This is a genomic window from Haemophilus haemolyticus M19501, assembly GCF_000222025.1.
GTDB classification, from domain to species: Bacteria; Pseudomonadota; Gammaproteobacteria; order Enterobacterales; family Pasteurellaceae; genus Haemophilus; species Haemophilus haemolyticus_G.
On sequence record NZ_AFQO01000004.1, the window covers coordinates 19121 to 33190 of the forward strand.

Here is a 14070-nt window from a genome sequence, read left to right on the forward strand (position 1 = left end):
ACGGCATTATTTTCGATATTGCTCGGAAGCCGAATAAGGAATAATTATGCAAACTGATAATAATTGTATCGTCATTTTTGGCGCATCTGGTGACTTAACTCACCGTAAACTCATTCCCGCACTTTATAATCTCTACAAAATCGGGCGTTTGAGTGAAAACTTTTCCGTTCTAGGTGTTGCACGTTCTGACTTGAACGATGAAACTTTCCGCAAAAAAATGCGTGAGGCGTTAATCCATAATGAAGAAACAACACCAGAAACCTTAGATGCTTTCTGCTCTCATCTTTATTACCAAGCTGTGAATACATCTGATGCTCAAGATTATGGCAAACTTGTTCCACGTTTAGACGAGCTTCACGATAAATATCAAACCTGTGGTAACACCCTTTACTATATGTCCACTCCGCCAAGTCTTTATGGCGTGATCCCTGAGTGTTTGGCTGCACATGGTTTAAATACGGAAGAATATGGCTGGAAACGTATTATCGTTGAAAAACCTTTTGGCTATGATGAAAAAACAGCGCAAGCATTAGACGTACAAATCCACCGTTTCTTTGAAGAACACCAAATTTATCGTATCGACCATTATTTAGGTAAAGAAACCGTTCAAAACTTGCTCGTATTACGTTTTTCAAATGGTTGGTTTGAACCGCTTTGGAACCGTAATTTCATTGATTATGTAGAAATTACTGGTGCAGAATCTATTGGTGTGGAAGAGCGTGGTGGCTATTATGATGGTTCTGGCGCAATGCGAGATATGTTCCAAAACCATTTATTACAAGTATTAGCAATGGTTGCAATGGAGCCGCCTGCGATTATTAATGCGAATTCAATGCGTGATGAAGTAGCAAAAGTGATGCATAGTTTGCGTCCATTAACTTCGGAGGATATGGAGAATAACCTTGTTTTAGGTCAATATACCGCAGCTGAAATTAACGGCAAAATGGAAAAGGGTTATCTAGAAGAAAAAGGTGTGCCTGCAGATTCTCGTACTGAAACCTATATAGCATTACGTTGTGAAATTGAAAACTGGCGTTGGGCTGGCGTGCCGTTCTATGTCCGAACGGGTAAACGCTTACCAGCTCGTGTGACTGAAATTGTGATCCATTTTAAAACCACGCCACATCCTGTATTCAGCCAAAATGCACCAGAGAATAAATTGATTATTCGTATTCAACCTGATGAAGCGATTTCAATGCGTTTTGGTTTGAAAAAACCAGGCGCAGGCTTTGAAGCGAAAGAAGTATCAATGGATTTCCGTTATGCAGATTTAGCAGGCGCACAAGTATTAACCGCTTATGAACGCTTATTGTTAGATGCAATGAAAGGAGATGCAACCTTGTTTGCGCGTACTGATGCTGTGCATGCGGCATGGAAATTTGTGCAACCGATTTTAGATTACAAAGCGAATGGTGGTCGCATTCACGAATATGAAGCTGGCACTTGGGGGCCTGTGGCAGCCGATAAATTAATCGCAAAACAAGGTAAAGTTTGGCGTAAACCAAGTGGATTGATGAAGAAAAAAGTGTAACGATGATGACCTAGGGTAGGTTTACCCTAGGCTAGCAAGAGTACTACCCCTTTGGGGTAGAATTACCGTTTCCCAAAGTGGAACTACTATCACGTAATTAGCCGTGGGTATATTTACTTACGACATCATAAACGGAACAGCAATGAATACCATCACTTTCCCAACTGCTCAACACGCAGTCGAAAAAATCGCGCAAGAATTTGTGATTTACAGTCAGTTAAATCGTCCTGTACATATTTCTCTTTCTGGTGGCTCAACACCTAAGTTGCTATTTAAAACCTTAGCCAAATTGCCTTATGCGGAACAAATTAATTGGACAAATCTGCATTTTTGGTGGGGAGATGATCGTATGGTTCCGCCATCTGATCCTGAAAGTAACTATGGCGAAGTACAAAAACTTTTATTCGATCATATTCAAATTCCAGCAGAAAATATCCATCGAATTTGTGGCGAAAATGAACCGCACTTTGAGCTAAAACGTTTCGAAGAAGAATTAAGTGCGGTCGTTCCAAACGGTGTTTTTGATTGGATTATTTTAGGTATGGGGACAGACGGTCATACTGCTTCTCTCTTCCCACATCAAACCAATTTTGATGATGAAAACCTAGCTGTCATTGCTAAGCACCCTGAAAGTGGTCAAATTCGCATTTCTAAAACAGCTAAACTCATTGAACAAGCCAAACGCATTACCTATTTGGTGACAGGCGAAAGCAAAGCGGATATTTTAAAAGAAATCCAAACGACTCCAGCTGAAAACCTGCCTTACCCTGCAGCAAAAATTAAAGCAAAAAATGGGGTGACGGAATGGTATTTGGATAAAGCGGCGGCAAAATTGCTATAACAAATTGAGTATCGCAGGCTTGCAAAATGATAGACTACAAAGTGAATGAACCAATTGCAGTTAGACAATTTATTGAATTGCTAAATAAAACAACGCTCGGAGCACGCCGTCCGTTAGAGGATAAAAAACGCGTCGCGGCAATGTTGTACCATGCAGATTTATTAGTGACCGCTTGGGATAGTGAACGATTAGTGGGTGTGGCACGTTCAGTAACGGATTTTGCCTATTGCTGTTATTTATCTGATTTAGCGGTTGATGAACAATATCAAAAACAAGGTATCGGATTGCAATTAATTGAATATACTAAACAAGCCTTACATCCACAAGCCAAAATCGTGCTTTTATCCGCTCCACAAGCCGTGGATTATTATCCGCATATTGGATTTACTCAACATATGAGTGCATGGACGAAGAGTTAATTTATTAGAATGATATGGTGACAAAAATGAAAAAACTGTTTGTACTACTTACTTCAACTTTGTTATTTGCTTGTTCATCTGGTCCATCTTTAGATCAGTTAGCGGCACAAATGCCAAAAGATAATCGCTCAGTAATGCTTCAAGTTCCAGAAGCAGGAAACCCAGTTTCAAATGGAATGCTTGTAGCAACGATTAGAACCGCAGGTGGTACTTCAGGAAAACGACTCGTATCTCTTTTAGCTACAGATAATTTACACATTGGAATTGCAGGGAACAGTCAATCTGTGAATAAAGCAGTTGCTATGTATGGACTAAATAATGCAGAAAAGGTCGGTAAGGATGTATCTTTATACCTTGTTGGAGATAGTCAAAGTGATAAAGCAGATCTAGAAAAAGCCACAAAAGCGAAAAATGTAGAAATGCATTACATTATGCAAAAATAAGATATAGATACATTAGATGCGGAGTGACTTTAATGTTGAATTTAGATAATAAAAAATTTGTTGCTGTTGAAAACACCGCAAATGGTGAGGTCAGTAGTCAAACAGAATTTCATTACCATCAACAAGGTAAAATGATTTGGGCAGAATATGGTGGCGGTGAAATTTTAAAAGGCTTTTTAATTGGAAAATGGATTGACGATACTCAAATTGAATTTACGTATCAACATTTAAATCAATCTCTAGAAAATCGTTTGGGGCGTTGCTGTACAACATTTTCTTTAGAAAAAAGTAAACTCGTCGGTCATGAAAAATGGCAGTGGCTAGACACGTTAGAGCAAGGCAGCTCTTTAATCAGAGAAATTTAAAAGAAATTTTGTTATAGAATATCAGAAACAAGGTATCGGCTTGCAGTTAATTGAACACACCAAACAGGCATTACATCCACAAGCTAAAATTGTGCTTTTATCGGCTCCGCAAGCCGTGGATTATTATCCGCATATTGGATTTACGCAGCATATGAGTGCGTGGACGAAGAGTTAAAAATGCTTGGAAAAATGACCGCACTTTTGTGTAGCAAAAAGATGGATAACAGAGAGGACTCTTCTTCATAGCGCGTGCTTGTAGATAAAGGCACGCGTTGGAGAGGCGTGCGCTATCATTGGGAGACTTAACAATTCATCACCACAATCAATTTAACATTTATGAGGATAAAATATGATTGATGATGTTTTTAAATTTTTTTTGAAATGGATTATTCCATACGGCCTAATAATGTTTATTTTTTTGGTTTGATGACAACTCCTCAAACTTTGATAAATTCTTAGGAGTTTGCGGAATAATATCTTTTTTTATAGGAAAAATCTTTGAAAATATACCGTTATTAAAAGTAAAAATAGATAGTTATGCATATAAATTATATGAATATATAGCAGCAATGCTTATTAGAGTTGGAATTTTTGATGCTGGAATGATTGTAATAATATTTATCTGTAAGTCCATTGGCATAATCCCCTCTATAGATTCCAAATTTTTATTATTTTCATTTGTTTATTCCCTAATATTAATAGTAATCTCATGGATTTTACAAATCATCAGGAATCAGTATGACATAAAGGGACTTCCACAAATAGCTTTTTGGATTGCAATATTAATACTTTATACTGTTAGTATCTTTATAAAATCTTAACTATCGTATGGCTAATATGCCAACTTACCAATAACAAAATATTACTGTGGGATAAATCCCACCCTACAAACAGGAGAAAACAATGTCAGTAAAAGGCGACATCGGTGTTATCGGCTTAGCCGTAATGGGGCAAAACCTCATTTTAAATATGAACGACCACGGGTTTAAAGTGGTAGCGTATAACCGTACCACATCTAAAGTGGATGAATTTTTACAAGGTGCGGCAAAAGGCACCAATATTATCGGTGCATACTCTTTAGAAGATTTAGCTTCTAAATTAGAAAAACCACGCAAAGTGATGTTAATGGTGCGCGCGGGTGAGGTGGTAGATCAATTCATTGAGGCATTACTACCGCACTTAGAAGAAGGCGACATCATCATTGATGGTGGTAACTCAAACTATCCTGATACTAACCGTCGTGTAAAAGCATTAGCGGAAAAAGGTATTCGCTTTATTGGTTCGGGTGTTTCAGGTGGTGAAGAAGGTGCGCGTCATGGACCTTCTATCATGCCGGGTGGTAACCACGAAGCATGGCCATATGTTAAGCCAATCTTCCAAGCAATCTCAGCAAAAACAGAACAAGGTGAGCCTTGCTGTGACTGGGTTGGCGGTGAAGGCGCTGGCCACTTTGTGAAAATGGTTCACAATGGTATTGAATACGGCGATATGCAATTAATCTGTGAGGCTTACCAATTCTTAAAAGAAGGTTTAGGCTTAAGCTATGACGAAATGCAAGCTATCTTCGCAGAATGGAAAAAAACTGAACTTGATAGTTATTTAATCGATATCACTACCGACATTCTTGGTTATAAAGATGCAGATGGTGAGCCATTAGTTGAAAAAATCTTAGATACCGCTGGCCAAAAAGGGACAGGTAAATGGACAGGTATCAACGCATTAGATTTCGGTATTCCATTAACCTTAATCACTGAATCTGTCTTTGCTCGTTGCGTCTCTTCATTTAAAGATCAACGTGTTGCAGCAAATCAATTATTCAATAAGACGGTTGTTCCAGTTGAAGGTGATAAGAAAGTTTGGATTGAAGCAGTGCGTAAAGCATTATTGGCGTCTAAAATCATTTCTTACGCACAAGGTTTTATGTTGATTCGTGAAGCCTCTGAACAATTTGGTTGGGATATTAACTACGGTGCAACGGCATTATTATGGCGTGAAGGTTGTATCATTCGCAGTCGTTTCTTAGGCAACATTCGCGATGCGTACGAAGCGAACCCAGATTTAATCTTCTTAGGTTCAGATAGTTACTTCAAAGGCATTTTAGAAAACGCATTAAGCGACTGGCGTAAAGTGGTGGCAAAATCTATCGAAGTAGGTATCCCAATGCCTTGTATGGCGTCTGCAATCACTTTCTTAGATGGTTATACTTCAGCACGTTTACCAGCAAACTTATTGCAAGCACAACGAGACTACTTTGGTGCACATACTTATGAGCGTACTGACAAACCACGCGGTGAATTCTTCCATACTAACTGGACTGGTCGTGGTGGGAATACTGCCTCTACCACTTATGATGTGTAGTTAAAAATATCGCTAAAAAATACCGCACTTTGAGATATTAAAGTGCGGTATTTTTTTATCTCTTTTCTGTTTATATTTGGGAAATAAAAAACGGCGCTATTTCAGCACCGTTCTTTGTTATTGAATCACATTTTAAAGAATAACGTGAGAAAGACCTAAACCGATTAATAAGCAGAAAAGCATGCTCAATAAACCCGGAAGCATAAAGCTGTGGTTTAAAATGTATTTACCGATTTTGGTTGTACCCGTGGTATCGAAGTCAAGAGACGCAATGATTGGACCATAGTTAGGGATAAAGAAGTAACCATTTACAGCAACAAATACACCGATTAATACTGGTGCTGGGATACCTAATGCGATACCAAGTGGGAATAATGTCGCTACTGTTGCACCTTGGCTGTTTACTAATACAGAAAGTACAAATAGCGCGAAAGCAAATGCCCATGGTGCAGTTTCAACTAAGCCTTTCACCATTTCTTTTACTTCAGTCATATGTGCTTGCATCAAAGTATCACCTAACCATGCAATACCGAAGATTGCGATTACTGCACGCATACCTGCGTGGAACACAGAACCTTTAGTGATTTCAGTGCCATCTGGTTTACAAGTTAAGATAATTAACGCACCAATCGCTAACATAATGATTTCGATAGTGTGTGCCATACCCATTGGTTTACCATCAAATACTGGACGTAAAGATGGAACCGCACCCATGATTACAACAAGTAATGAACCAAATAAGAATAAAGAAACAGAAATCTTAGCTGTTTTGCTCACTTCTACTTCTTTGACTGAAGTGGTAGAAGCAAAAATATCAGCATATTTTGGGTCATTTAAACGACGTTGATATTCTGGATCATCTTTTAATTCTTTACCCATTTTGTTTACGAATATGCAAGCAAGGAAAAGTCCTAAAATAGTTGAAGGAATGGTTACCATTAAAACATCGCCAAGATGAATGCCTTGTGGTTCAAGGTAAGCAACGACCGCTACAACAGCTGCCGCAATAGGGCTTGCTACGATAGCAAATTGTGATGCGATTACCGCCATTGACATTGGACGTTCTGGACGGATACCGTTTTGACGGCTCACTTCAGCGATAACTGGTAATACAGAATATGCTACGTGACCAGTACCCGCTAAGAAAGTGAATAACCAAGTTACTGCTGGCGCGATAAAAGTAATATGTTTAGGATTACGACGTAAGATTTTGGTTGCGATTTTGATCATGTAGTCTAAACCGCCAGCCGCTTGCATTGCTGCTGCTGCAGAAACTACAGCCATAATCATAAACATAACATCAATAGGTAAACCTGCTGGTTTTAGGCCAAAGCCAAAAGAAAGAATAGCAAGGCCTAAACCACCAAATACACCTAAACCGATACCACCTACTCGTGCACCCACAAAGATACACAATAATACGATGGCAAATTGTAGTAAGAACATTGCAGACATACTGCCCCCTAAGTTAATTAAAAAACATCTTTGTTTTATTTGTTAAAACAGCGCTTAATATAGCAACAAATAGGTATCGATTCCATAATATGGATCAATAAATTGTGGTCAAAAGTGCGGTTATTTCTAGTTTAGTTATAGATGTATAATTCAAGGTATTTAACGTTCATAAGAATTTTTTTGAAAGATAACCCAAGTGCGGTTATACTTGAACCCTATTTTGACGTACTTAATCAGTAGAGAAAACAATGCAAGAATTGATCCCAATGGCAACAGAGTTTGCTCAAAAACATACTCTTTTAGCAGTTTCTTGGTTTGCGATTTTCGTGATGGTAATTTATACCTTCTATAAAGGCGCAACGAGTAAATTTAAAGTCATCACTCACAATGAGGTGATTCGTTTAATCAATGCGGATGAAGCTATTGTGGTGGATTTACGTAGTATTGAAGAATTTCAACGTGGTCACATCATTGATAGCATTAATTTACTTCCAAGCGAAATTAAAAATCAAAACATCGGTAAAATTGAACACCACAAAGAAAAAGCAATTGTGTTGGTAGATATTAACGGTGTTTCCGCACCAGCTTCAGCTACGCTTTTAGCGAAACAAGGTTTTAATCGTATGTTTGTGTTAAAAGAAGGCATTTCTGCATGGGCTGCGGCAAATTTACCTTTAGTTAAAAAACATAAATAATAAGGAATAGAAAATGTCAGAACAAAAACAAGACGTTGCAGCAACAGAAGAACAACAACCTGTTCTTCAAATTCAACGTATTTATGTGAAAGATGTGTCTTTTGAAGCGCCAAATCTGCCACATATTTTCCAACAAGAATGGAAGCCAAAACTTGGTTTTGATTTAAGTACCGAAACAACCCAAGTTGGTGATGACTTATATGAAGTAGTATTAAACATTTCTGTTGAAACTACACTTGAAGATAGTGGTGATGTCGCATTTATTTGCGAAGTTAAACAAGCAGGCGTGTTCACTATTAGTGGTTTAGAAGATGTTCAAATGGCACATTGTTTAACCTCTCAATGCCCGAATATGCTTTTCCCTTATGCACGTGAATTAGTGTCTAACTTAGTAAATCGTGGTACGTTCCCTGCATTAAACTTATCTCCAGTAAACTTTGATGCATTGTTTGTTGAATATATGAATCGCCAACAAGCAGAAAATGCAGAAGAAAAATCTGAGGAAGAACAAACTAAACATTAATTAAATAGCAAAACAAAAGGCAAGTTAGAAATCCTAGCTTGCCTTTTTTGTTGCTAAAGTGCGGTCAATTAATAGCTTGAATTAATTAACACTTCTTCGCCATAGCCGCCTAAAGTTGGCATTGGTTGATAAGTTGAGTTTGCGGCACGCATTAAACGAATACCACGAACACCTGCTTCTTTAGCTGCTAGTACATCATCATCGCTGTCGCCATAGTGAATACTCACTTTATGTGAAATGATTGCAGGCGTTTTGTTATATTTTGTTGTACGTTCACGGCTGCCCATAAATTCAACTGGGTGCATATTCTTAATATTGAACGTTTTTTCTAAAATTGGTGTTACGCCATCTACTTTACCTGCAGTACGGCCAGTGAAAAAGTAAACTTGGTCGCCACGTGCTTGGTGCATATTAATTAAATCTATGGCAATTTGTTTAGGAATAGAATATTTATCACAACCTGCGTTTACTTCATTCCAGAAATCTTGATTTTTCAAATAATCGTGTTTACCTGGTGAGAATTTTTGCTGTCCGTGGTAGAAGCAAGGGCTGCTGAAAAGCACAGTATCATCAATATCAAAGCTTACATTAATTGGTGCTTTACCTTCTAAACTTTGCTTGATTTGATCAACACTAATCCAGTGAATTGCTTGCTCTTGTAACATTTCACGAGCATTAGTGCCAGATTGAGTATAAGGTTCTGTTTTGCCTGCCATCGCTGGAACTGCAGCTGCAGTTAAAAGTGCAATTACAGATAATTTCATAATATTTTTCATTGTGTTTCCTCACAAGAGTTGATTTAAAAACCGCTCACATCATACATTTTTTTAGCTTATATTCAATAATTAGTAATCGTTTGCTATCTCAAAATATGATCAACTTCACATTTTTTATTTATGACTGAGGAATAAATCATCACTGCAAATTTTCCCCTTGAATTTAATCAATTTGTCGCCATATAACGAACAACTTTTCACTTTATAAAGGACAGAACAATGACAACGATTGTAAGCGTACGTCGCAATGGGCAAGTCGTCGTAGGCGGTGATGGACAAGTTTCTTTGGGAAATACCGTAATGAAAGGTAATGCTCGTAAAGTACGTCGTTTATATAATGGCAAAGTAATTGCAGGTTTTGCTGGTGGTACCGCAGATGCATTTACGCTTTTTGAATTATTTGAACGTAAACTTGAAATGCATCAAGGGCATTTGCTAAAAAGTGCGGTGGAATTAGCGAAAGATTGGCGTACCGATCGCGCACTTCGTAAGTTAGAAGCGATGTTAATTGTGGCGGATGAAAAAGAAAGTTTAATCATCACGGGTATTGGCGATGTGGTTCAGCCCGAAGAAGATCAAATTTTAGCAATCGGATCGGGTGGTAACTATGCGTTGTCTGCAGCACGTGCATTAGTGGAAAATACCGAACTTTCTGCTCGTGAAATTGTTGAAAAATCTTTGAAAATTGCTGGTGATATTTGCGTGTTCACAAATACCAATTTCACTATTGAAGAATTACCGAATTAAGGAAAAAGCTATGTCTGAAATGACTCCTCGCGAAATAGTTTCTGAATTAGATCAACATATTATTGGTCAAGCCGATGCAAAACGTGCTGTGGCGATTGCGTTGCGTAACCGTTGGCGTCGTATGCAGCTTCAAGAACCTTTGCGTCACGAAGTAACGCCAAAAAATATTTTAATGATTGGCCCAACTGGTGTGGGTAAAACTGAAATTGCGCGCCGTTTGGCAAAATTAGCTAATGCACCATTTATCAAAGTGGAAGCAACGAAATTTACCGAAGTGGGTTATGTGGGGAAAGAGGTGGATTCCATTATTCGTGATTTAACGGATAGTGCGATGAAGCTTGTTCGCCAGCAGGAAATTGCGAAGAACAGAGCAAGAGCTGAAGACGCGGCTGAAGAGCGTATTTTGGATGCTTTACTTCCTCCAGCAAAAAATCAGTGGGGCGAAGTTGAAAGCCATGATAGTCACAGCAGTACTCGCCAAGCGTTCCGCAAAAAATTACGTGAAGGTCAATTAGATGATAAAGAAATTGAAATTGATGTGTCGGCGGGCGTGTCTATGGGCGTTGAAATTATGGCTCCTCCGGGCATGGAAGAAATGACAAATCAACTGCAATCATTGTTCCAAAATTTGGGTTCAGATAAAACGAAAAAACGCAAAATGAAAATTAAAGATGCGTTGAAAGCGTTGATTGATGATGAAGCAGCGAAATTAATTAACCCTGAAGAACTTAAACAAAAAGCGATTGATGCGGTAGAACAAAATGGTATCGTTTTCATCGATGAAATCGACAAAATTTGTAAGAAAGGTGAATACAGCGGTGCAGATGTATCGCGTGAAGGTGTGCAACGTGATTTACTTCCGTTAGTGGAAGGCTCGACCGTTAGCACCAAGCACGGAATGGTTAAAACTGATCATATCTTATTTATTGCATCTGGTGCATTCCAAGTTGCTCGTCCTTCAGATTTAATTCCAGAGTTACAGGGGCGTTTGCCGATTCGTGTTGAACTTACCGCATTAAGTGCGGCTGATTTTGAGCGTATTTTAACGGAGCCACATGCCTCTTTAACCGAGCAATACAAAGCCTTGATGGCAACAGAAGGGGTAAATATTGAATTTACAACCGACGCAGTGAAGAAAATTGCTGAGGCTGCATTCCGAGTGAATGAAAAAACGGAAAATATCGGTGCACGCCGCTTGCATACGGTAATGGAGCGTTTAATGGATAAAATTTCTTTCAGTGCAAGTGACATGAATGGTCAAACTATCAATATTGATGCGGCTTATGTAGCGGATGCACTTGGCGAAGTGGTTGAAAATGAAGATTTGAGTCGTTTTATTCTTTAAATATTTTCTTTTCTGATACAAGAAGTGCGGTGAATTTTCACCGCACTTTTTTGTTTTCTAAATTGAGAAATTAATTGGTTTTTAATTTGCTCCAATATTTTTCATAAATATCGACCGCTTCTCCAACATCGCCTTGCATAATCCCTTTTTCTACTTCTGATGCTGGTGGAAATAGTTTCGGATCATTGGCAACTTCAGGGCTGAGTAATGCTTTTACTCCTTCATTTGGCATAGAAAAGCCCATGCGTTCTACTACAACTTTGGAATTTTCTGGACGAAGTAAGAAGTCAATGAACTTATGCGCACCTTCAACATTTTTTGCTGTAGTTGGAATCGCATAGTTATCCATCCAGAAAATTGCGCCTTCTTTTGGATACACAAATTGAAGAGATGGATTTTCTTTATGTGCTAAATAAGCAGAACCATTCCAAATCATACCAATTGCAGCTTCACCTTGTACGTAAGGGACTTCTGGCGAATCAGAGTTAAAGGTCGCTATATTTGGTAAAAGTTTTTCTAAACGCTCATAAGCTGTTTTGATGTCTTCTTCATTGGTGGTATTTGGCGATTTACCATCAAGCAATAATGCTACGTGGAACACTTCACGCGCATCACTAGTCATGAGAACTTTACCTTTAAATTCAGGTTTCCATAAATCCGCCCAGCTGGTGATGGTTTTAGGATCAATCTCATCTGCATTAACTTCAATACCGGTAAGTCCGTAAACGTAAGGTAATGAATATTTATTTTCTGGGTCGAATTCTTTATTTAATAAATGTTTAGGGACTTGATGAATATTGGTCAATTTACTTTGATCAATCGGTTGAAGCATCTTTTCCTTAATCATTTTATTTACGTAGTAACTTGATGGAAACACCAAATCATAGCCAGAGCCAGTATTCTGAGTAAGTTTGAGTTTCGCGTACATTTCTTCGTTGCTTTCAAAGGTAGAATAAATTACCTCGATGCCAGTTTCTTTAGAAAACTGTGCGACTAAATCAGAAGGCACGTAGTCTGTCCAGTTATAGACGTAAAGTTTGTTATTGGCAAAAGCGGAAACCGCGAAAAGTGCGGTGGTGGAAAGGAAAAGATTTTTGAGTGAGTGAGCAAAGAATTTTTTCAATTTATTGACCTCCGAGGGTTATCGTTCATCATAAAACGCGCAAATTTTGCGCGCGCGCAGTATAGCATTTTTTTCGTAAAAGGTTTGACATATTTCCCTTTCGGGGTAAGATTTTGCCAGTTTTTTCCTAAGAGATTTTTTATGCTTAATTTTGCCTATCAAGAACACGTTCGCTCTTATTATTTCGACTCTCGTAACCAAGATTTTCAATTCCCACCGCTCACTCAAATTGAACATGCTGATGTATGTGTGATCGGGGCTGGATTTTTTGGTTTATCTGCGGCATTAGAACTGGCGGAGAAAGGAAAAAAAGTCATTGTATTAGAGGGCGCTCGAGTAGGATTTGGTGCTTCTGGTCGTAGTGGTGGGCAGGCAATTAATGGCTTTGAAGAAGGCATTGATGAATACGTTAAACAAGTTGGCGAAGATAAAGCGCATAAACTTTGGGATATGTCATTAGAGGCCATTGATATTATTGATGAGCGTATTGAAAAATATGGCATTCAATGTGATTGGAAAAAAGGCTATGCCACATTGGCATTAAATGAACGCCGAATGGATGACTTAATTGAAATTGAAAAAGAAAGTCATGAGAATTTTGGCTATCAGAATATGCAACTTTGGGATAAGGCTAAATTAAAACAGCACTTAGGCAGTGATATTTATGTGGGCGGCTTATTTGATAGTAACTCAGGGCATTTACATCCACTTAATTATTGCTTAGGTTTAGCGAAAGCTTGTGTTGATCTTGGTGTTCAGATTTTTGAACAATCTCCCGTAGTGGATATGGTTGAGAAAAATGGTTGCGTTGAGGTTAAAACAGCTAAAAGTGCGGTTATTTCTCAAGACGTTATTTTAGCCACCAATGCTTATATTGATGCGCTCCCGAAATCTATTCACCACGGAATTAATCGTAAAATATTACCTGTAGAAAGTTTTATTATCGCCACAGAGCCGTTAAGCCAAGCCGTTGCTGATTCTGTCATTAATAATGGCATGTCAGTGTGCGATAACAATTTATTATTAGACTATTATCGTTTGAGTGCTGACAACCGTCTGCTTTTTGGTAGTGATTCTAGCTCAGAAAAAGATATGGTCGCTATTATGCGGAAAAATATGTTGCGCGTATTCCCGCAACTTGAACATGTAAAAATCGATTATGGCTGGGCTGGCCCGATTGATATGACCTTAAATTCAACGCCTCATTTTGGTCGTATTTCTCCGCATATTTATTTTGCTCACGGTTATTCTGGTCACGGTGTTGCTTTGACTGGTCTTGCGGGGCGAATTGTAGCGGAGGCGATTTTGGGTGACGATGAACGTTTATCTATTTTTGAAGGTCTGAAAGTCCCTTCTGTTTATGGTGGTCGAATTATAAAAGATCTTGCGACAAAGATTGGTGTGCAGTATTACAAGTTTTTAGATAAATATCGTTAAGATATAAAAAAT

14 protein-coding genes and 1 pseudogene are annotated in these 14070 nt (G+C 38.4%); 12 read left to right on the plus strand and 3 right to left on the minus strand.

Annotation, left to right across the window (positions count from 1 at the left end):
* Positions 1-46: 46 nt before the first annotated feature.
* The 7 genes and pseudogenes from zwf (at position 47) to gnd (ending at position 5957) form a co-directional block, all read left to right on the plus strand.
* A complete protein-coding gene (gene zwf / locus GG9_RS06585) occupies positions 47-1531 on the plus strand; it encodes a glucose-6-phosphate dehydrogenase (protein WP_005630553.1) in 1485 nt (494 codons plus the stop codon).
* A 142-nt stretch (positions 1532-1673) separates the two neighbouring features.
* On the plus strand, positions 1674-2372 hold the full coding sequence (pgl, locus tag GG9_RS06580) for a 6-phosphogluconolactonase (protein ID WP_005630555.1): 699 nt from the start codon (positions 1674-1676) through the stop codon (positions 2370-2372).
* A 26-nt stretch (positions 2373-2398) separates the two neighbouring features.
* A complete protein-coding gene (locus GG9_RS06575; RefSeq protein WP_005630558.1) occupies positions 2399-2791 on the plus strand; it encodes a GNAT family N-acetyltransferase in 393 nt (130 codons plus the stop codon).
* Between the two features lie 26 nt (positions 2792-2817).
* On the plus strand, positions 2818-3234 hold the full coding sequence (locus GG9_RS06570; protein WP_032825040.1) for a hypothetical protein: 417 nt from the start codon (positions 2818-2820) through the stop codon (positions 3232-3234).
* A gap of 32 nt (positions 3235-3266) precedes the next feature.
* Entirely contained in the window at positions 3267-3599 is a 333-nt protein-coding gene (locus tag GG9_RS06565) for an avidin-fold protein (protein WP_005630565.1), read from the plus strand.
* A gap of 16 nt (positions 3600-3615) precedes the next feature.
* Positions 3616-3774 (plus strand): annotated as a pseudogene (locus tag GG9_RS0108535) (GNAT family N-acetyltransferase); the annotation flags it as partial.
* 728 nt (positions 3775-4502) lie between these two features.
* Complete coding sequence (gene gnd, locus GG9_RS06560; RefSeq protein ID WP_005630567.1) at positions 4503-5957, plus strand: decarboxylating NADP(+)-dependent phosphogluconate dehydrogenase; 1455 nt, start codon at positions 4503-4505, stop codon at positions 5955-5957.
* A 132-nt stretch (positions 5958-6089) separates the two neighbouring features.
* On the opposite strand, the gene GG9_RS06555 is transcribed toward gnd, so the two are convergent.
* A complete protein-coding gene (locus GG9_RS06555) occupies positions 6090-7412 on the minus strand; it encodes an anaerobic C4-dicarboxylate transporter (protein ID WP_005630570.1) in 1323 nt (440 codons plus the stop codon).
* Between the two features lie 248 nt (positions 7413-7660).
* Between GG9_RS06555 and GG9_RS06550 the strand changes: the two genes are divergently transcribed.
* On the plus strand, positions 7661-8107 hold the full coding sequence (locus GG9_RS06550; protein ID WP_005630572.1) for a rhodanese-like domain-containing protein: 447 nt from the start codon (positions 7661-7663) through the stop codon (positions 8105-8107).
* Positions 8108-8120: 13 nt separating this feature from the next.
* The gene (gene secB / locus GG9_RS06545) at positions 8121-8630 is read left to right on the plus strand and encodes a protein-export chaperone SecB (protein WP_005630575.1); all 510 of its coding nucleotides are present in this window, start codon (positions 8121-8123) and stop codon (positions 8628-8630) included.
* A 68-nt stretch (positions 8631-8698) separates the two neighbouring features.
* Here the strand turns inward: secB and aphA are convergent, their stop codons facing one another.
* Positions 8699-9406: an acid phosphatase AphA gene (gene aphA, locus GG9_RS06540; protein WP_005630577.1), complete on the minus strand. Its 708-nt coding sequence runs from the start codon at positions 9404-9406 to the stop codon at positions 8699-8701.
* 219 nt (positions 9407-9625) lie between these two features.
* Here aphA and hslV point away from each other — a divergent pair, with 219 nt between their 5' ends.
* On the plus strand, positions 9626-10153 hold the full coding sequence (gene hslV, locus GG9_RS06535; RefSeq protein WP_005629407.1) for an ATP-dependent protease subunit HslV: 528 nt from the start codon (positions 9626-9628) through the stop codon (positions 10151-10153).
* 10 nt (positions 10154-10163) lie between these two features.
* On the plus strand, positions 10164-11498 hold the full coding sequence (gene hslU / locus GG9_RS06530; protein WP_005630579.1) for an HslU--HslV peptidase ATPase subunit: 1335 nt from the start codon (positions 10164-10166) through the stop codon (positions 11496-11498).
* A gap of 70 nt (positions 11499-11568) precedes the next feature.
* On the opposite strand, the gene GG9_RS06525 is transcribed toward hslU, so the two are convergent.
* Positions 11569-12621: an extracellular solute-binding protein gene (locus GG9_RS06525; RefSeq protein WP_005630584.1), complete on the minus strand. Its 1053-nt coding sequence runs from the start codon at positions 12619-12621 to the stop codon at positions 11569-11571.
* Positions 12622-12762: 141 nt separating this feature from the next.
* On the opposite strand from GG9_RS06525, the gene GG9_RS06520 reads away from it, so the two are divergent.
* Positions 12763-14058, plus strand: coding sequence for an NAD(P)/FAD-dependent oxidoreductase (locus GG9_RS06520; protein WP_005630586.1), 1296 nt, complete (start codon positions 12763-12765; stop codon positions 14056-14058).
* The last annotated feature ends 12 nt before the right edge of the window (positions 14059-14070 follow it).

What these genes read in the sequence shown, in the direction of transcription:
- zwf (WP_005630553.1), top strand. Translation starts at nt 47, where the DNA reads ATGCAAACTGATAATAATTGTATCGTCATTTTTGGCGCATCTGGTGAC.
- pgl (WP_005630555.1), top strand. Translation starts at nt 1,674, where the DNA reads ATGAATACCATCACTTTCCCAACTGCTCAACACGCAGTCGAAAAAATC.
- GG9_RS06575 (WP_005630558.1), top strand. Translation starts at nt 2,399, where the DNA reads ATGATAGACTACAAAGTGAATGAACCAATTGCAGTTAGACAATTTATT.
- GG9_RS06570 (WP_032825040.1), top strand. Translation starts at nt 2,818, where the DNA reads ATGAAAAAACTGTTTGTACTACTTACTTCAACTTTGTTATTTGCTTGT.
- GG9_RS06565 (WP_005630565.1), top strand. Translation starts at nt 3,267, where the DNA reads ATGTTGAATTTAGATAATAAAAAATTTGTTGCTGTTGAAAACACCGCA.
- gnd (WP_005630567.1), top strand. Translation starts at nt 4,503, where the DNA reads ATGTCAGTAAAAGGCGACATCGGTGTTATCGGCTTAGCCGTAATGGGG.
- GG9_RS06555 (WP_005630570.1), bottom strand. Translation starts at nt 7,412, where the DNA reads ATGTCTGCAATGTTCTTACTACAATTTGCCATCGTATTATTGTGTATC.
- GG9_RS06550 (WP_005630572.1), top strand. Translation starts at nt 7,661, where the DNA reads ATGCAAGAATTGATCCCAATGGCAACAGAGTTTGCTCAAAAACATACT.
- secB (WP_005630575.1), top strand. Translation starts at nt 8,121, where the DNA reads ATGTCAGAACAAAAACAAGACGTTGCAGCAACAGAAGAACAACAACCT.
- aphA (WP_005630577.1), bottom strand. Translation starts at nt 9,406, where the DNA reads ATGAAAAATATTATGAAATTATCTGTAATTGCACTTTTAACTGCAGCT.
- hslV (WP_005629407.1), top strand. Translation starts at nt 9,626, where the DNA reads ATGACAACGATTGTAAGCGTACGTCGCAATGGGCAAGTCGTCGTAGGC.
- hslU (WP_005630579.1), top strand. Translation starts at nt 10,164, where the DNA reads ATGTCTGAAATGACTCCTCGCGAAATAGTTTCTGAATTAGATCAACAT.
- GG9_RS06520 (WP_005630586.1), top strand. Translation starts at nt 12,763, where the DNA reads ATGCTTAATTTTGCCTATCAAGAACACGTTCGCTCTTATTATTTCGAC.